Source organism: Lactobacillus sp. WILCCON 0059, assembly GCF_057197985.1.
On record NZ_JBUBHN010000001.1, the window covers coordinates 2311159 to 2329656 of the forward strand.

Here is an 18498-nt window from a genome sequence, read left to right on the forward strand (position 1 = left end):
GCCTATCTATTCTCTTGCTTTTTTCCAAACTAAATGCTATCTTTAATACATAATCGTTCGTCTATGAAAAAGAAAAGAAGAAAAAGAAAGAAGTAATTTCGCTATGCGCTTTAATTACAAGAAATTGGTTGCCGCTGGGGCAGCCACTCTGTCAGTTGCTGCTGTATTGACTGCCTGCTCCGGCAAGAAGTCCAACACCTCCGTCAACAAGGACACCAAGCACGGTATCGCCTTGATCACTGACGGTAACGGTGTCGACGATCACTCCTTCAACCAAGCTGCCTGGTCTGGTTTCAAGGACTACGGCAAGGAACACGGCCTCAAGCAAGGCAAGGGCGGTTACCAGTACTTTGAATCATCATCTGCTGCTGACTTCACCCCTAACCTGACTCAAGCTGCTCAAGCCGGCTACCAAACCATTTTCGGCGTTGGCTACATGCTGACTGACTCAGTTAAAGCCGCATCCAAGAAGTACCCTAAGAAGAACTTCGTCATCATCGACTCTGTCGTAACTGGCCGCAAGAACGTTGCTTCCGTCGGCTTCAAGAGCAACGAAGCTTCCTACCTTGGCGGTCTGGCTGCTGCCTACACCACCAAGAGCAACAAGGTCGGCTTCATCGGCGGGGCCAAGTCCAGCGTCCTGGAACTCTTCGAAGCCGGCTTCAAGCAAGGTGTCAAGGATGGTGCCAAGGCCTTAGGCAAGAAGATCACCGTTTACGACCAATACATCGGTAACTTCACCTCAACCGACAAGGCCAAGTCAATCGCCCAGTCAATGTACACTGACGGCGCTGACATCATCTACCAAGCTGCCGGCAACGCCGGTAACGGTGTCTTCACCGAAGCCAAGACCCGCAACAAGGCAACTACGGCTGCCAAGAAGGTCTGGGTCATCGGTGTCGACGTTGACCAGTCAAACCTGGGCAACTACACTTCAAAAGACGGCAAGAAGGCCAACTTCACGCTGACCTCCGTATTAAAGGGGCTGCGTTTCGCATGCAAGGACATCGCTGACAAAGCCTACAAGGGCAAATTCCCTGGCGGTAAGGTAATTTCCTACGGCTTAGCTCACGATGGCGTCTCTGTCACTAAGGGGAACCTTGATGCCAAGACCTGGAAGGCAGTTCAAGCTGCCCGCAAGCAGATCCTGGCTGGCAAAATTAAAGTTGCAACTACTCCAAGTAAGTAGCACAATATATAGTAGTCAATCTGAAACACTCCGCATATTTACGGAGTGTTTTTTGTAAAAGTAATACAGAAAGTTTTGTCATATGGAAAAAGAGATCAAAAACATCATTGAGATGCGCCATATCGTGAAAGACTTTAACGGTTTTAAAGCCAACAACGATATCAACCTCACGCTCCGCAAGGGCGAAATCCTGGCGCTTCTTGGCGAAAACGGCGCCGGCAAGTCTACTTTAATGAGTATTCTTTCCGGCCTGCTCGAACCAACCTCTGGCGAAATCTACGTGCGGGGCGAGAAAGTCAACATCTCCGGCCCAAACGTCGCTACCAGCCTGGGGATCGGGATGGTGCACCAGCACTTTATGCTGGCCCAGGCCTTCACTGTCCTGGAAAACATCATCTTAGGCCACGAAACGACCAAGGGCCTGGCCCTGGACTTCAAGACCGCCAGAGAAAAGATCCTGGCCCTGTCCAAGCAATACGGCCTGGCCATCGACCCTGACGCTAAGATTTCCGACATCACCGTCGCTCAGCAGCAAAGAGTTGAAATCCTGAAGGTCCTTTACCGCGGAGCCGACATCTTGATCTTCGACGAACCAACTGCCGTTTTGACGCCGCAGGAAATCACTGAATTCATCAAGATCATGAAGAACCTGGCCAAGGAAGGCAAGTCCATCATCTTGATCACCCACAAGCTGAAGGAAATCAAGGAAAGTGCCGACCGGGTCACTGTCATCCGGGCTGGTAAGTCCATCCAAACCGTCAACGTCGCTGACGCGGATGACGAACAATTGGCCGAAATGATGGTTGGCCACCATGTTAACTTTAAGCTGGACAAGGCTCCCCTCAATCTGGGCAAAAATATCCTGGAAGTCAAGGACCTGCACGTCAACGAAGACCGGGGGACCGAAGCAGTCAAGGGTCTCTCCTTCACTATCCGCAGCGGGGAAATCCTTGGTCTGGCCGGGATCGACGGCAACGGCCAGGACGAACTGGTCGAAGCCATCACTGGCCTGCGCCATGTTGAAGGCGGCCAGGTCGTCATCAACGGCCAGGACCTGACCAACAAGCCAGTCCGCCAAATTACTGAAGCCGGCGTCGGCCACATCCCTGCCGACCGGCAAAAGTACGGCTTGATCCTGCAACTGCCTTTGTCTGAAAACATGGCCATCCAGACCTACTACAAGGAGCCTTACTCCAAGCACGGGATCATGAACGAAAAGGCCATCCGGGAACACGCCCGGGAACTGATCAAGAAGTTCGACGTCCGCACGACCAGCGAACAATTGCCGGCCAGCGACCTGTCCGGTGGTAACCAGCAAAAGGCCATCATCGCCCGGGAACTTGACCGGGACGCTGACTTGATCATTGCCTTCCAGCCAACCCGGGGCCTGGACGTCGGGGCCATCGAATACATCCACAGCCAGCTGCTGAAGCAAAGAGACGCCGGCAAGGCCGTTCTCCTTGTTTCCTACGAACTTGACGAAATCCTGCAGCTGTCTGACCGGATCGTCGTCCTGCACGACGGGGCCGAATCAGGTGAAGTCAAGCCTGATGAGACTAGTGAAACTGAACTCGGTTTGCTTATGACCGGGAAGAATACCAAGAAGGAGGCTGCCGCTAATGATTAAGGTGAGCCCTAAAGCCAAGCGGCTTTTAGTGCCGATCGTTTCTGTTATTGCCGGCTTTTTAGTCGGGGCCATCATCATGCTGGCCTGGAGCTATGACCCATTCCAGGCCTACAGCTCAATGTTTGAAAGTGCCCTGGGCTCAGCCAACGGGATCGGGGAAACCATCCGTAACGCCACCCCGTTGATCTTTATCGCCATCGGCTTCCAGATCTCTTCAGCCGCTGGCTTCTTCAACATCGGCCTGCCGGGCCAGGCACAAGCTGGCTGGCTGACCGCCATCTGGATCGGCCTGGCCTTCAAGAGCCTGCCGGTCTACATCCTCTTGCCATTTGAAATCATCGCCGGGATCATTGCCGGTGCCTTGGTTGCCGGGATTGCCGGCTGGCTGCGGGCCTACTTCGGGACCAACGAAGTTATCTCAACCATCATGCTTAACTACACCGTCCTCTACCTCTGCCAATACCTGCACCAGGACGTCATGAACAAGAGCCTCCGTGTTGACACCGACACTACCAAGACCATCGGGGCCAACGGCAGCCTGCGGATTCCGTGGCTGAGCGAAATGTTCGGCGACTCCCGGATCAGCGGCGGTATCTTCCTGGCCATCATTGCCCTGGTCATCTTCTGGTTCTTGATGAAGAAGACCACGGTCGGCTTTGAAATCAAGGCGGTTGGTTTGAACCCATTCGCCAGCCGTTACGCCGGCATGAGCGACAAGAAGAACATCATCATCTCCATGCTCCTGTCAGGGGCCTTCTGTGGCCTGGGCGGTGTTGTACAAGGTCTGGGTACTTACCAGAACTACTTCACCCAAACAACTACCTTGGACATCGGCTGGGACGGCATGTCCGTTGCCCTTTTGGGCGGCATGAGCGCCATCGGCATCCTGCTGGCTTCCCTGCTCTTCTCCATCTTGAAGATCGGTGGTCTGGGGATGCAGACTGCAGCCGGGATTCCATTTGAAATCGTTTCTATCGTCATCGCTGCCATTATCTTCTTCGTAGCCATCAGCTGGGCTGTCGGCCTCCTTTTCAAGGAAAAGAAGTCTGACAAGACCGCGACCTATATTGCCACGGCGGAAACCGCCAGCCGGCAAGCCGCTAGTGACCAGCAAAAAGGAGGGGAAGCATAATGAACTTCGTGACTGTTTTAGCCTTAATCGTTTCATCAACTTTAGTTTATTCAGCTCCCTTGATTTTCACCGCTTTGGGCGGGACCTTCAGTGAAAACTCAGGGATCGTCAACGTTGGTTTGGAAGGGATCATGACGATGGGGGCCTTCACCTCCATCGTCTTCAACTTGAGCTTCGCTTCAACCTTCGGCGCCGCTACTCCATGGCTGGGTGCCCTCTTGGGCGGGGTTGTCGGGATCATCTTCTCCCTGCTGCACGCCGTTGCCACGATCAACTGGCGGGCTGACCACGTTATTTCCGGGACGGTCTTGAATTTGATGGCGCCGCCATTGGCCGTCTTCTTGGTCAAGGCCATCTACAACAAGGGGCAGACCGAAAACATCAACCAAAACTTCGGCTACTTCTCCTTCCCTGGCCTGGCCAACATCCCGGTTATCGGGCCGGTCTTCTTCAAGAACACTTCAGCTCCAGCCTGGGTGGCCATCGTCTTGTCCATCTTCCTTTACTGGGTACTGTACAAGACCCGCTTTGGCCTGCGCCTGCGGTCCAGCGGTGAAAACCCGCAAGCTGCCGACACTTTGGGGATCAACGTCTACAAGATGCGTTACGCCGGCGTCTTGATCTCCGGTTTCCTCGGCGGGATCGGCGGGGCCGTCTTCGCTGAAGCAATTGCCGGGAACTTCTCAGTTTCCACTATTGCCGGGCAAGGTTTCATGGCCCTGGCTGCCATGATCTTCGGCCGCTACAACCCAATCGGCGCTATGCTGTCCTCCCTCTTCTTTGGCTTCGCTCAAAGCTTGAGTATCATCGGGGACCAGATTCCAGGCATTTCCAGCCTGCCATCCGTTTACCTGCAGATCGCGCCTTACGTCTTGACGATCATCGTTCTGGTGGTCTTCTTCGGCAAGACTGTCGGGCCAGCTGCCGACGGGCAAAACTACATCAAGTCGAAATAATGAAAACAGGGCTTTGGCCCTGTTTTTTACTGACATTTTTTCGGAAAAAATGTTAAAGTAAATTAATGACAAGTTTTTAGAACAAGCTTTGTGGAGCTTAGTTCGCTAGAATTTAATACTGAGTAGCAACTCCGTTTCTAGCCGAATTCAAAGACCCTTTTCCGGTCGCGAATTCGCGGAAGCGGAGTTTTTTATTGGAGGTAATAATTTAATGGAAGCTCATGAAAAAGTTGCCCCTTCCGTGATCTGGTCGATCATCGGGACCGCGGGCGTGGCCTGCAGCGGGGTTTTGGTCGAAACGTCAATGAACGTGACCTTCCCAACCCTGATGAAGGTCTTCAACCAGTCCTTGAACAACGTGCAGTGGATTACCACTGCCTACCTGCTGGCCGTTACCTTGACGATTGTCCTGGCTGCCTACCTGCAGCGCAGCTTCAAGTTCAAGAGCCTGGTCATCGCCGCGGGCACGGCCTCTGTCATCGGCGGGGTGATCTGCATGCTGTCCAATACCTTGTCGGTCATGCTGCTGGGCCGGGTCATTCAAGGGATCGGGACGGGGATTTCCATGCCCCTGCTCTTCTCAATCATCATGCTGGAGGTTCCCCGGGCCAAGCAAGGCTCTTTCGTCGGGACAGCAGGCATGATCGTTGCCCTGGCCCCGTCACTTGGGCCAACCTACGGGGGGATCTGCCTGTCAGCTCTTAACTGGCGGTTCAACTTTATCTTTACCCTGCCGATCACCATCATCTTCTGCATTATCGCGGCCTGCTTCATGAGCGACAACGAGGCTCACCGGAATCATTTCAACTTCAGCGAATACCTCTTGATCGTCCTGGCCCTGGTTGCCTTGACCCTAGCCGTCAACAACCTCAGCTCCGGCTTTGCCAGTCCGCTGGTTTGGGGCGGGCTTTTGGTCACGGTCATTTCCTTTGTCATCTTCTTCAAGCTGGCCAAGCAGGAAGGCAAGGCCCACATCATTAATATTGCCGTTTTGAAAAATATCAGCTTTAACCTGGGCCTGCTGATCTACACTTTCCTGCAGTTCATCCAGATCAGCCTGACCTTTGTCATCCCTAACCTGGCGCAATTGGGTCTGAAGACCAGTGCCTTGACCAGCGGGATGCTCCTGCTCCTGGGCAGCCTCTTGTCCGCCTTCTTCGGGCCGGTAATGGGCCGGCTCTTGGACAGCCAGGGCTTCAAGAAGCTCTTCTTAATCGGCAGCATCCTGGCCATGGCCGGCATTCTGCTCTACATCATTTTTGCCCAAAAGCTCTCCATTGCCTTGATCGTGATCTTCCACGTCATGTTCATGACCGGCTTCAGCATGATGTACAACAACTCTATGACCATCGGCCTGCAGCAGCTGGAAGTCATGCACATCGCCGACGGCAACGCCCTCTTCAACATGCTGCAGCAGTATTCTGGCTCAATTGGGACCGCGGCCATGTCCGTGATCATTGCCATCGCCGGCAGTCCTTACCAGGGCCAGAGCAAGCAGGTAGTGATGGGGTCACAAGCCGCCTTCATCGTCCTCTTCGTCTTCACCCTCTTGATTTTTGCCTGCGTCTTGAGCTTGATCAAGCGCGACAAGCAAGGTCTGGTCAAAAACTAAAGCAAACGAAAAGCCTTACTCCGCACGCGGGAGCAAGGCTTTTTTCAGATCTTAAAAAGCAAAGTTGCCAGCAGGCGCAAAAGCGCGAAGGCCGCGAAGACCCAGATGCCGTCTTTGATCCCGCCTAAGTAGCGGCGCTGGTAAAGAGTCATCCCAGCAGCTGCGGCAAAGAGCAGGATAAGGGATACGGCCGCCAGCCAGCTGCCCGGCCAGTAGATCAAGTGGATCACAAACAGGCAGGCCAGGTAAGGCCAGGACCACTTGAGCCGCAACAGGGTAAACTGCTTCCGGCTCAAGTGCCGGGTCAGCAAGAGCGGCTCAATCCCGGCCAGATCCAGCCGCGGCAGCATGACGCTGACCCAGTCAAAGAAGAGCAAGTCTCCTGACAAGATCTGGTCTCTGACGGCATAGGTGTAATAGCCTGTGTTCGCCAGATCCAGGCTGCTCCCCTTCAGTTCAACGAAATGCTTTCTGGCCAGAACCAGAATCGCTGCCGTCAAAACAGCGTAAATAAAATAAGCGATATTCTTTTTATTTTTCATGCAGTTACACTCTTTTCTTTCCCAACATTCTTACAAACTGCATGATAGTGCTCTCTTTAGCCGCTGTCAACCACCATCCGTTTATTTATCAGCTTTCTGCGGGAATTTTGCTTCCTGTATGCAAAAAACTAAATGCTTTCCAAAGGCTGCTTATGTTTGGGTGGCAGGTAGTCCCGGTCCAAGGCCGCCAGTTCTTCAGCCGTCAAGACCAGGTCATCAGCGGCCAGGTTGGCCCGCATGTGGGCAACTGAGCCAGCCTTGGGGATGGATAAGACCTGCCCGGTCCGCATGGTCCAGGCCAGCAATACCTGGTGGACAGACACGCCCCGTTTGTCCGCGATCTGCTTTAAGCTGGGTTTAACCGGGATGGATTGCCCGTCGCCGGAGTTAAAAGGCGAGTAGCCGATAAAGGCGATGCCGTGCTGCTTTTGCCAAGGCAGGAGGTCATATTCAACGCCCCGCTTGTCGATATTATAGAGATCTTCATTGGCAAAAACTGCCCCTTCCCCAGCGATATCTACCAGCTCTTGCATGTCAGCCGTATCGAAGTTGGAGACGCCCCAGTGGCGGATCAGGCCAGCTTTTTGCAAATCCTGCAGGCCCTTGACGGTTTCTGCCAAAGGATAGTCGCTCTTCCAGTGCAAAAGATACAGGTCCAGATAGTCTGTCCCCAGCCGCTTCAAGCTGGCGGCCAGGCTTTTTTTCTGCTCTTGGGGGCTGGCGTGCCAGGGGTAGAACTTGGAGATGAGGAAGAGCTGGCTCCGGTCCAGGTCCTTAATAGCTGCACCGACCAGGCTTTCGGCCCGCCCTTCCCCGTACATTTCAGCGGTGTCGATGACGTTGACGCCGGATGACAAGCCATACCTTATGGCCGCGATTTCCTCCTCCCGCTTGCCGGCATTTTCTCCTATGTTCCAGGTGCCCAGGCCCAGCTGGCTCAGTTTTTCTCCTTTGACGGTCATGTATTTCATGCTCTTGCCTCCATTTTTCCTATTTTTCTGCTTTGCTGTGTCGTTTCTTTTTTCTATTTCTTTTTCCCTCTAAGCATAGTACAAGGGCGGCCATTTTTGGAAAAAAGCACTTGGATTTTAGCAAGATTTATTGGTCTATACCTTGACAAAAAATCTCCGCGGAACTAAAATGGACTATACCAATATGAGTGAGTAAAAAATCAAGGAGTCGTGATCAAGATGAAAGTTATTGTTGCGGAAAACGCCAGTGAATTAGGCAAGCAGGCCTTTGACCTTTTGGCAAAGGCAGTTGGCGAAGGGGCCAAGACCTTGGGCTTGGCAACCGGGTCTTCACCGGTTGAGCTCTACCAAGAGATGGTGGCCAGCCAGCTCGACTTCAGTCAAATGACCAGCGTCAACTTGGATGAATACGTTGGCCTCAGCCCGGAAAACCCGCAGAGCTACCACTACTTTATGAACCAGCATCTCTTCCAGTACAAGCCATTCAAGCGCTCTTACCTGCCAGACGGCCAGGCAAAGGACATCCAGGCAGAGTGCGGCCGCTACAACCAGATTTTGGCGGAAAACCCGGTAGACTTGCAGGTCTTAGGGATCGGGCAGAACGGACACATCGCCTTCAACGAACCAGGCACGCCCTTTGACAGCGTTACTCATGAAGTGGCTTTGACGGAAAGCACTATCAAGGCCAACGCCCGCTTCTTCGACAGCATTGATGAAGTGCCAAAGAGCGCCATCTGCATGGGGATTGCCAATATCATGGCGGCTAAGGAGATCATCCTTTTGGCCAAGGGAGAAAGCAAGGCTAAGGCTATTCAGGCTATGGTTGAAGGGCCGGTAACTCCGGATGTCCCAGCCAGCGTCCTGCAAAAGCACCCGAACGTGACCGTGATTGCCGACCAGGCAGCCGCCAGCTTGCTTAAATAAGAAGTAAAACAGGAGCGTAATTAATTTACTTCGTAATTACAAAATACTAAAATGTAATTACGAGGTGATGGTAATGCAACATTCAATTGGGACGTCTAAACTGTTTAAATCCGGAAATTCGTATGGTTTTAGAGTGACAAAGCACGACAAGGAATTACTGTCTGCCAACGCTGGAGATGTTTTTGATAAAGAAATATCTCCCGATGGTCAAACAATTACTTTTAAAAAGAGGAAAAAGGTTAGTCCTGAAACACTTGCTTTAATTGATAAACTGTTTGACGAAAATCGCGAATTGATGGAGCGGCTGAAAGACGAATGAAATACTTAAGCGCTGAAGAGATAGTAGCGGTTAATAAACGAGTTCTAGAAAGACTAGGGCAGAAAGCAACAGACTTGCAATACCCTCAAGGTTTGTCTGTCGTAGTTGAGCAACCTCAGATGGTTGTTTTTGGCACAGAACTTTACCCGACTATTTGGCTGAAAGCTGCCTACATCATGCAAAAAATAACCAAGAAATATATTTTTGAAGATGGAAATAAACGCACGGCGTATATTAGTACGCTCTTATTTCTCCACAGAAATGGCTACCAATTAAGATTAACTACAGATGAAGCTGAAGCTCTGATCTTACAAATAACATTGTCAGACGATACTGAAGACGAAATGAAGAAAATTGCAACAGTTCTGGAAAGAAACAGCCTGGCTATTATTGATTGATCCGTTTTAAAGACTGTAAGCGAAAAGAAATGATGATATAATGGATAAGAGATATAGTTAACTTGCATAGCATTGGGAGTGATGAAAATGCCTTGGTTTACAATCATGACGGTCATCGTAGTCATTTTAGCAGTCTTTGGCCTAATTGCTTTGGCCAAGTATCTGATCAACTACTCTAAAAAAGGCCGCTAAACAGCATACGCAAAAGGATCTGCCTCAACAGAAGGCAGATATGACCCCCGAAATTAGGACACTAATTTCGGGGGTTATTTTCATGACTAAATACACTAAAGAAATCAAACTTGCTATCTACCACGAATGGGTAGACGACCACAGAAGAGGCACCTACCTCAGCCGAAAATATGGGATGTAGCGTGGAAGAATCCAATATTTGGTAGACTTGATCCAAAAGCATGGCGAAGCCATTTTGGATCGCCCTCAACAGAAATATACTGCTGATTTCAAGCTCGCTGCCATTGATAGAATTCTGCTAGGCGGTGAAGCTCTTAGCCAGGTTTCCTTAGACTTAGGGCTTACGAATCAAGGAATTCTTGCAAATTGGCTTCGCTCTTTCAAAGAAAACGGGTATACTGTCATTACCAAGAAGAAAGGTAGACCACCCAAGAATGCCCAAAAGCAAGGACAAACAGCGGATCAAAGAATTGGAAGAGCAGGTAAAGAGGCTTACAGTCGAGCTTGCATACATAAAAAAATTGGAGGCCTTAATTCAAGAACGGAAGAGCCAAGAAAAGAAGAATTAGCTCATGCAATCAATGAATTAAGGCAAGAATTGCGGCTTAGCGTTAAGTACATTATCGACGTTATCAATGCCAACCCTGGATTGCCTCATATCTCAAGAAGTAACTACTACTACCAAACCCATAAGCTTGATAAGGATTCTGGTAATCAGAAACTGATGGATAAAATCAAAGAGATCTTTCTTGAACACAGACAGCGCTATGGGTACCGGCGAATCTACGGACAGCTTCGCCGGGAAGACTATGAGGTCAACCATAAGAAGGTGCAGAGGCTCATGCAAAAGATGGGCTTGTTCGCCATCTCAATCCGCAAGAAACGCAAATACAGCAGCTATTACGGCGTTCAAGGCAAAATCAAGCCGCTCTGGCTAACAGAGGGATTGATCAGAGTATGTCCAGGTTGGGTAATTCTCTTGATGACGGCTTAATGGAAGGCTTCTTCGGCATTCTTAAGCGGGAGCAAGAACATAAATACACGGACTTAAATGAGCTTGAGCAAGCTATTCACAAATACATCGATTACTACAACAACGTGAGAATCAAGACAGGACGAAAAAACATGACCCCGATTGAATATCGGAATCATGTTTTAACAGCCTTAACGGCGTAATACTAAATTGTCCCAATTTTGGGGGTCACATCAATTTCTCGGAATTGTCTTTTGTTTTTTCTTTCTTTTCGTTTGGACCATTTTCGTTTTACCTCCTTTCCTAATAATTCATCCACTGGCCTTAGTGTTACTTGTTCGAAAAGTAATATAGATCACTGACTGTCTTTGGATTATTTCTATGATTTTAAGTTCTTCTACATTCTCGTACCTCTGAGAATTATTATATCACGCCCCACCGAACCGAATACGAACAAAAGGTAAAGAATTGATTTATTCTGTCAAAAGCAACAGTATGGACTAATTTGACTCAAAATCCTCCATCATATGAAAAAATCTTTTTGGACAAAAAGCTTGCTAAGGCACTATATCTTGCAATAAACTATTAGAGCAACGTAGATCTAGTATAGTATGAATAGAAAGAGTGTGATCACCGTTATTGTCTTAAGTGGCCCAATTGGAGCCGGCAAATCCAGTTTAACCAGTATCCTCGCCAAGCACCTTGGCTCAACAGCATATTATGAAGAGGTCAACAACAATCCGGTTCTGCCTTTGTACTACAAAGACATGAAGCGGTACACCTTCCTCTTGAACACCTACTTCCTGAACAAGCGGCTGGCTGAAATCAACGCTGCCGCCGGCAACCACAACGACGTTTTAGACCGGTCCATCTATGAAGACCTGCTCTTCTTCAACATGAACGTCGACAGCGGTGTGGCCGACCCGACTGAATACCAAATCTACCACGATTTGATGGACAACATGATGGAAGACGTGCCAGGCAATCCGCGCAAGAAGCCGGAGCTCCTGATCTACATCCACGTCTCCCTTGACACCATGCTCAAGCGGATCGGCAAGCGGGGCCGGGAGTTCGAACAGCTCGACTCCGACCCGGGCTTGAAGGAATACTACCAGAACCTCCTACGCTACTACGAGCCCTGGTATGAACAATATGACGTTTCACCAAAGATGATGATCGATGGTGACAAGTACGACTTTGTCGAAAACATCGATGACCAGGATCTGGTTCTGGACATCATCGACAACAAGCTGCGCGAAATCGGTAATTTATAGTTAGTTGTTAGAAGGAACGTGATGACCGTTATTGTATTAAGTGGGCCCGTTGGAGCCGGTAAATCCAGCCTAACCGCAATTCTTTCCAAATATCTGGGGACCAAGCCTTTCTACGAAAGCGTTGATGACAACCCTGTCCTCCCGCTTTTCTACAAGGACCCCCTCAAGTACACCTACCTGCTGCAGCTCTTCTTCTTGAACACGCGCTTCCACAGCATTAAAAAAGCCCTCAGCGACGACAACAACGTCCTGGACCGGTCCATCTATGAAGATTCTCTTTTCTTCCATATGAATGCGGACATCGGCCGGGCCAATGACCTGGAAGTCCAGACCTACGATGAGCTGCTGGAAAGCATGATGAAGGAACTGGAGCGGATGCCTAAGCGCCATCCTGACCTCCTGGTTCACATCAATGTTTCCTATGAAACAATGATCAGCCGGATCCAGAAGCGGGGCCGGTCCTACGAGCAGCTCAGCTTCGACCCGACCCTGGAAGACTACTACAAGCGGATGCTCCGCTACTATGAGAAGTGGTATGATGACTACGACTACTCACCAAAGATGATGATCGACGGCGACCACTACGACTTCATGGCCAGCGAAAGCGACCGGACCGAAGTCCTGGACCAGATCACCCAGAAGCTCAAGCAGGTCGGCAAGCTGCCAAAGAACTGGCATGCTGGTGAGATTGCCACTGAATCAATTGAATTTTCTTCTTAAAAAGCTCCCCAAGCGGGGGCTTTTTTATTTAGGTCAAATTCCTTGTTTAGTTATTTTTTGGCCACTCAGAATGAATTATCTTAATTATTTTTGGGTTCTCACTTTAAAAAGGAAATTGGTACCGGTTGCTTTCGGCCGAAGATGAGCTGAATAAAATGAACCGTTTCTTAAAAACGTGATACAATATTGACAATCTGTTTTTTTAGCGGAAGAAATCATTTATGAAAAAGGGTGAAAAGATAATATGCATTTAAAGAAACTTCGCAAACTTCTCCTGCTGCCAGTCAGCCTGCTCATCGCCGCGCTGTTTTTAACGGCGCCAAAGGCCCAGGCTGCCAGCAAGAAGACTTACATCATCGGTACCGACCAAACTTTCAAGCCCTTTGAAATCCAAGACAAGGATGGTACCTACAATGGCAAGAACCCCGGGATCGACATCGAAATCCTCCGGGAAATCGCCAAGCACGAAAAGTTCAAGTACGAGCTGAAGATCATGTCCTTCAACGCCGACGTCCAGGCCCTGCAGTCTGGCCAGATCGACGGGATGATCGCCGGCATGAGCGTGACCAGCGAAAGAAAGAAGACCATCGACTTCAGCAACTCCTACTACACTGACGGGGTCTGCCTGGCCGTGGCCAAGGACAGCAAGATCACCAGCATGAAGGACCTCAAGGGCAAGACGGTCAACGTCAAGACCGGGACCACTTCTGCCATCTATGCCAAGTCCGTCCAAAAGAAGTACGGCTTCAAGCTGAAGTACTATACCAACTCCAACACTTCCTGGGCTGACGTCAAGGCCGGCAACGCTGACGCCTGCTTCGACGATGGTCCGTCCCTTCGCTACGGAATCGCCAACGGGACTGGCCTGCGCATCGTCGGCAAGCAAGTGGCCAACGCTCCTCTGGCTTTTGCCGTTAAGAAAGGCAAGAACCAGGAACTCCTCAAGATGTTCAACGACGGTCTGGCCTGGCTGAAGAAGACTGGCCGCTTAAAGAAGATCGTTAACAAGTACACCAGCAAGAAGGCTGTTAAGAGCCAAGTCGTAACTGATACTTCAATTTTTGGCTTGATCAAGGACAACGCCGGCGCTCTTCTGCAGGGTCTGTGGATGACCATCGAACTGGCCATCGTCGGCATCCTGGCCGCCCTGGTCTTCGGTTTGATCCTCGGGATCATGGGGATTGCTGAGCACAAGTTCTGGCACGGCCTGGCCAACGTAATCATCTACATCTTCCGTGGTATTCCAATGATGGTTCTGGCCTTCTTTATCTACATCGGCATGCCGACCCTGCTGGGCCACAAGCTGCCCCTCTTTACTGCCGGCATCTTGACCTTGATGCTGGACGAAGGGGCCTACATCGGGGCTATCGTCCGCGGGGGCTTCGAATCAGTTGACGTGGGCCAGTGGGAAGCCGCCCGGTCCCTGGGTCTGCCTTACTACAAGGCCCTTTGGAAGGTTGTTGCCCCGCAAGGCTTCAAGCTGATGATTCCATCTTTGGTCAACCAGTTCATCATCACCCTTAAGGACACTTCCATCCTTTCCGCCATCGGGGTCATGGACCTGACGCAAACTGGTACCACCTTGATTGCCCAGAACTTCCAGGGCTTCAAGATGTGGCTGATCATCGCCGTAATGTACCTGATCATCATCACCCTGCTTACTTGGCTGTCCAACTACATTCAAAAGAAGATGCAACATTAGTTAAAAGGAGGCTTTTTCCATGGAAGAAAAATACAAGGTTCAGGTAACTGACCTGCACAAGAGCTACGATGGCGTTCACGAAGTCATCAAGGGCGCCAACTTGAACGTCCTGCCCAGCGAAGTAGTCTGCATCATCGGTCCTTCCGGCTCCGGGAAGAGCACCTTCCTGCGCTGCATCAACAAGCTGGAAGAATTCCAAAAGGGCCACATCCTTGTCGACGGGGCCGACCTGGCTGACCCCAAGGCCGACATCAACAAGATCCGGGAAAACATCGGCATGGTCTTCCAGCACTTCAACCTCTTCCCGAACATGACCGTTTTGGAAAACATCACCCTGGCTCCGGTTGAACTGGGCAAGGAAGACAAGGAAACGGCCATCAAGGAAGCCCACAAGTACCTGCAGATGGTCAACATGGACGACAAGGCCGACGTCAAGCCGACCACCCTGTCCGGCGGCCAGCAGCAGCGGGTAGCCATCGCCCGGGCCCTGGCCATGAAGCCGGACGTCATGCTTTTTGACGAACCGACCAGTGCCCTGGACCCGGAAATGGTCGGCGACGTTTTGAACGTCATGAAGAAACTGGCCCAGGAAGGGATGACCATGATCGTCGTTACCCACGAAATGGGCTTTGCCAAGCAGGTGGCCGACAAGGTTGCCTTCTTCTACGGCGGCGTGATCAAGGAACTGGGAACGCCGGAAGAAATCTTCGACCACCCAAAGGAAGAAGAAACCAAGAACTTCTTGAACAAGGTTTTGAATATCTAAGCTGAGTTTAGATTTTTTAAAAACAAGTGGAAAATTAAAAGGAAAGCGCTTGAGTTGCCATACCCAAGCGCTTTTTAGCCCCTTTATTCAGCGGAAGCATACTTTATAATCACTGATAAAATTATGATTCGTATTTACATCTAAGTTATTCCGTGATAAGGTAGAAATATCCCCCTCTGTTGAGGGAAATTCCGAACAATATCTATTGGAGGATCAAATGGAATTTATTAACAAGTATTTCGAGCTCGATAAGCTCGGTTCAAACCCTAAGCGGGAGTTCATCGCTGGTCTGACAACCTTCTTCGCGATGTGCTACATCCTTTTCGTCAACCCTAGCGTCTTGGGCGCCAGCGGGATGGACAAGGGCGCGGTCTTCACGGCAACTGCCCTGGCCAGCGCGCTTGGCTGTTTGATCATGGGTATTTTTGCCAACTACCCGATCGCTACTGCCCCGTCTTTGGGTCTTAACGCCTTCTTCGCCTACACTGTCTGCATCGGCATGAAGGTGAAGTGGCAGACTGCCCTGGCTGCTGTTTTCGTGGCCTCAATCATCTTCATTTTGATTACTGTCTTCAAGCTGCGGGAACTGATCGTTGACAGCATCCCTAACGACTTGAAATTTGCCATCTCCGCCGGGATCGGGATCTTCATCGCCTTCCTGGGCCTGCAAAACGGCAAGCTGGTCGTCAACAGTGCTTCTACTCTGGTAACTATCGGTTCCTTCAAGGACCCGGCTGCCTGGGTAACCATCTTCGGTTTGCTGGTCACCATCTTCTTGATGATCCGGCGGGTTCCAGGCGCGATCTTCATCGGGATCGTCCTGTCATCCATCTTCAGCATTATCGTTGGCCAAAGCAAGATGCCAACTTCTGTCGTTTCCCTGGCGCCAAGCTTGAAGCCAAGCTTCGGCCAAGCCATCTTCCACCTGGGCGACATCAACACGGTGCAGATGTGGACGGTCGTTTTGACCTTCCTCTTGGTGGCCTTCTTTGACACCACCGGTACCTTGATCGGTCTGGCTCACCAGGCTGGCCTGGTTGACAAGGACGGCAAGATGCCAAGAATCGGCAAGGCCATGGCGGCTGACTCAACGGCCATGATGGCTGGTTCCATCATCGGTACTTCACCGGTTGGCGCCTACGTTGAATCTTCATCCGGGATCGCTGCCGGCGGCCGGTCAGGTCTGACTGCCGTTTGGGTTGGTATCTTCTTCCTTTTGTCCATGTTCTTCAGCCCGCTCTTGAGCGTGGTAACGACTACGGTTACTGCTCCAGCCTTGATCATCGTCGGCGTTTTGATGGCGGCCAACCTGGCCAAGATCTCCTGGGACAAGCTGGAAATCGCTGTTCCAGCCTTCTTGATCGTGATCGGCATGGGCTTGACCTACTCCATCGCTGACGGGATGGCCCTGGGTCTGATCGTTTACCCGATCTCCATGACTGCTGCCAAGCGGACCAAGGAAGTCAGCCCAATGATGTGGATCCTGGCTGTAGTCTTCGTGATCTACTTCTTGATCTTGAACGTCTAAACGATAACAATAACAATTTTTGCCAAGCTAAAAAGCCTCGACTGCTGTCGAGGCTTTTTCTTATGCATTTTCAGCTTTACTCTTTGGCTTCCTGCAGGCTGGCCATCTTGTCATAGACCAGACCCCGCTGGTTTTCGTCGATTTCCAAGACTAAAAGGTCGCCGGCTAGCAGCTGGGTATTCCCGTCGGGGATAATGTCCTTTTGCCCCCGGTGGATGACTCTGACCAGGGTCCGGTCCGGCCAGGCGATTTCCTTAACCTGGTGGTCAGCCAGTTGGCTGCCTTCATAAATAGAAACGGTCAGCTGGTCTGCTTCACCGACATAGTCGTTGTCTTCTTTGGTCTGCATCCGGCCGGCCAGGCTTTCATAGATCGGCACCCCGCCCAGCAGTTCGTTGACGACATAAGCAGCAACTGAAACCACGGCCAAAGGCATGAGGTGCAGCAGTGACCCGACCATTTCCGCGATCAGCATGATGGCGGTAAAAGGCGAGCGGACGATGGCTGAAAAAAGCCCAGCCATGGAAAAAATGATCAAGTTGACGACTAATTTTTGGTCCAAAAGGCCCAGGTCAACCATGAACTGGCCATAAACTGCCCCTAAGAGGGCCCCCATGGTCAAGATCGGCAGGAAGATCCCGCCCGGCAGGCCAGAATCGTAAGACACGATGGAAAAACTGATCCGCAAGAGGAAGATCAAGACCAGGACATTTACGGCATGAATTTGGTTCAAGCTCAAAATCAAGTTGTTGCCCCCGCCGACATAGCCCGGGAAGTAGTACATGACCGGCACTAAGATAAGGGCCGGGATGATCCCGTGCAGCCAGCGCGGAAGGACGGTGATTTTTTGATAGACATGGCTGAAATTGAGCAGGCCCCACTGGTAGAAGCGGCCGATCAAGCCCAAAAAAGCCCCCAATAAGAGCAGCTGCCAGTACTGAAGGATGGGGAAACTGTGCTTGTAGTCGATCGCTAAGACTGGAGTCTGGCCAAAGACATTGGAAACCACGAAGTTGGCCATGATAGCTCCGGCTAAAGCGTTCAGCCAGACCCGGGGAGAAAAGTTGTGAAAGACTTCTTCAACGATGAACATGGCCCCGCCCAAAGGCGCGCCGAAGGCCGCGGACAAGCCGCTGGCCGCCCCGGTTGCCAGGAGGACCCGGGAGTCGCTTTTCGAGGCCTTGAAGCCCTGGGCTACCCCCTGGCCGACCGTTGAGCCCAATTGGATTGATGGACCTTCCCGGCCTAAAAAGAGGCCAGACCCGATCGACAGAACCCCGCCGATGAACTTCCGCCAAAGGATCGGCCACCAGGCCAGTTGCAGCTTGCCCTGCAGCTGGAGTTCTACTTCAGGGATCCCGGACCCGCCGGCATGGGGCTGCTGCTTGACTAAGAAGCCGGCTACAATCACGCTGACCAGAACGCCCCCAGCTAAGAGCCACAAGAGGGTTGGGTTAGCGTGCGCTGCCTGGTAGCCCTTTTGCCACATGGCCAGGGTTTGCCCGATCAGCCAGCGGAAGCTGCCGACAACGATGCCAGCCACCAGGCCCACGACCAGGGCTTCAAATAATAAGCGCAGGTTGGATTTGCGCGTTTGTCTGTCTTCACTCTCCATATATTGTTTGCCCACCTTTTTTTGCATATAAAAACAGCATAAACCTTTTAGGCGGACA

Annotated in this window: 16 protein-coding genes and 1 pseudogene; 14 read left to right on the top strand and 3 right to left on the bottom strand. The window is 51.1% G+C overall.

Annotated features, from left to right (window positions below; translation table 11 throughout):
• Positions 1-103: 103 nt before the first annotated feature.
• The 5 genes from ACYVUT_RS10865 (at position 104) to ACYVUT_RS10885 (ending at position 6516) form a co-directional block, all read left to right on the top strand.
• The gene (locus tag ACYVUT_RS10865; protein WP_439775207.1) at positions 104-1189 is read left to right on the top strand and encodes a BMP family lipoprotein; all 1086 of its coding nucleotides are present in this window, start codon (positions 104-106) and stop codon (positions 1187-1189) included.
• 82 nt (positions 1190-1271) lie between these two features.
• Complete coding sequence (locus ACYVUT_RS10870) at positions 1272-2816, top strand: ABC transporter ATP-binding protein (RefSeq protein WP_484502028.1); 1545 nt, start codon at positions 1272-1274, stop codon at positions 2814-2816.
• The gene (locus ACYVUT_RS10875; protein ID WP_484502029.1) at positions 2809-3948 is read left to right on the top strand and encodes an ABC transporter permease; all 1140 of its coding nucleotides are present in this window, start codon (positions 2809-2811) and stop codon (positions 3946-3948) included. Before ACYVUT_RS10870 ends, ACYVUT_RS10875 begins: the two co-directional genes overlap by 8 nt.
• Positions 3948-4904, top strand: coding sequence for an ABC transporter permease (locus ACYVUT_RS10880; RefSeq protein ID WP_439775210.1), 957 nt, complete (start codon positions 3948-3950; stop codon positions 4902-4904). Before ACYVUT_RS10875 ends, ACYVUT_RS10880 begins: the two co-directional genes overlap by 1 nt.
• A gap of 211 nt (positions 4905-5115) precedes the next feature.
• Positions 5116-6516: an MFS transporter gene (locus ACYVUT_RS10885; RefSeq protein WP_484499357.1), complete on the top strand. Its 1401-nt coding sequence runs from the start codon at positions 5116-5118 to the stop codon at positions 6514-6516.
• Positions 6517-6560: 44 nt separating this feature from the next.
• Here the strand turns inward: ACYVUT_RS10885 and ACYVUT_RS10890 are convergent, their stop codons facing one another.
• Together ACYVUT_RS10890 and ACYVUT_RS10895 are read right to left on the bottom strand one after the other, a co-directional pair.
• The gene (locus tag ACYVUT_RS10890) at positions 6561-7058 is read right to left on the bottom strand and encodes a hypothetical protein (RefSeq protein WP_439775212.1); all 498 of its coding nucleotides are present in this window, start codon (positions 7056-7058) and stop codon (positions 6561-6563) included.
• A gap of 128 nt (positions 7059-7186) precedes the next feature.
• Positions 7187-8029, bottom strand: coding sequence for an aldo/keto reductase (locus ACYVUT_RS10895; protein WP_484502030.1), 843 nt, complete (start codon positions 8027-8029; stop codon positions 7187-7189).
• A 219-nt stretch (positions 8030-8248) separates the two neighbouring features.
• Here ACYVUT_RS10895 and nagB point away from each other — a divergent pair, with 219 nt between their 5' ends.
• The 9 genes and pseudogenes from nagB to ACYVUT_RS10940 all read left to right on the top strand — a co-directional run bounded on the left by nagB (position 8249) and on the right by ACYVUT_RS10940 (position 16825).
• Complete coding sequence (nagB, locus tag ACYVUT_RS10900; protein ID WP_484502031.1) at positions 8249-8953, top strand: glucosamine-6-phosphate deaminase; 705 nt, start codon at positions 8249-8251, stop codon at positions 8951-8953.
• A 73-nt stretch (positions 8954-9026) separates the two neighbouring features.
• Positions 9027-9272 carry an AbrB/MazE/SpoVT family DNA-binding domain-containing protein gene (locus ACYVUT_RS10905; protein WP_302188485.1) on the top strand — a complete coding sequence of 82 codons (246 nt, stop codon included), beginning with the start codon at positions 9027-9029 and terminating at the stop codon, positions 9270-9272.
• Complete coding sequence (locus tag ACYVUT_RS10910; RefSeq protein WP_439775215.1) at positions 9269-9670, top strand: type II toxin-antitoxin system death-on-curing family toxin; 402 nt, start codon at positions 9269-9271, stop codon at positions 9668-9670. The genes ACYVUT_RS10905 and ACYVUT_RS10910 overlap by 4 nt, the downstream gene beginning before the upstream one ends.
• A gap of 274 nt (positions 9671-9944) precedes the next feature.
• Positions 9945-11038, top strand: a pseudogene (locus ACYVUT_RS10915) (IS3 family transposase).
• 423 nt (positions 11039-11461) lie between these two features.
• The gene (locus ACYVUT_RS10920) at positions 11462-12109 is read left to right on the top strand and encodes a deoxynucleoside kinase (RefSeq protein WP_484502058.1); all 648 of its coding nucleotides are present in this window, start codon (positions 11462-11464) and stop codon (positions 12107-12109) included.
• A gap of 21 nt (positions 12110-12130) precedes the next feature.
• Positions 12131-12829, top strand: a complete 699-nt coding sequence (locus ACYVUT_RS10925) for a deoxynucleoside kinase (RefSeq protein ID WP_270448896.1) — start codon at positions 12131-12133, stop codon at positions 12827-12829.
• 244 nt (positions 12830-13073) lie between these two features.
• Entirely contained in the window at positions 13074-14531 is a 1458-nt protein-coding gene (locus ACYVUT_RS10930) for an ABC transporter substrate-binding protein/permease (RefSeq protein WP_484502032.1), read from the top strand.
• A gap of 19 nt (positions 14532-14550) precedes the next feature.
• A complete protein-coding gene (locus ACYVUT_RS10935; RefSeq protein ID WP_484502033.1) occupies positions 14551-15297 on the top strand; it encodes an amino acid ABC transporter ATP-binding protein in 747 nt (248 codons plus the stop codon).
• 217 nt (positions 15298-15514) lie between these two features.
• Positions 15515-16825: an NCS2 family permease gene (locus ACYVUT_RS10940; protein ID WP_439774829.1), complete on the top strand. Its 1311-nt coding sequence runs from the start codon at positions 15515-15517 to the stop codon at positions 16823-16825.
• A 76-nt stretch (positions 16826-16901) separates the two neighbouring features.
• On the opposite strand, the gene ACYVUT_RS10945 is transcribed toward ACYVUT_RS10940, so the two are convergent.
• Positions 16902-18440: a ClC family H(+)/Cl(-) exchange transporter gene (locus ACYVUT_RS10945; protein ID WP_439774830.1), complete on the bottom strand. Its 1539-nt coding sequence runs from the start codon at positions 18438-18440 to the stop codon at positions 16902-16904.
• Between the last annotated feature and the right edge of the window lie 58 nt (positions 18441-18498).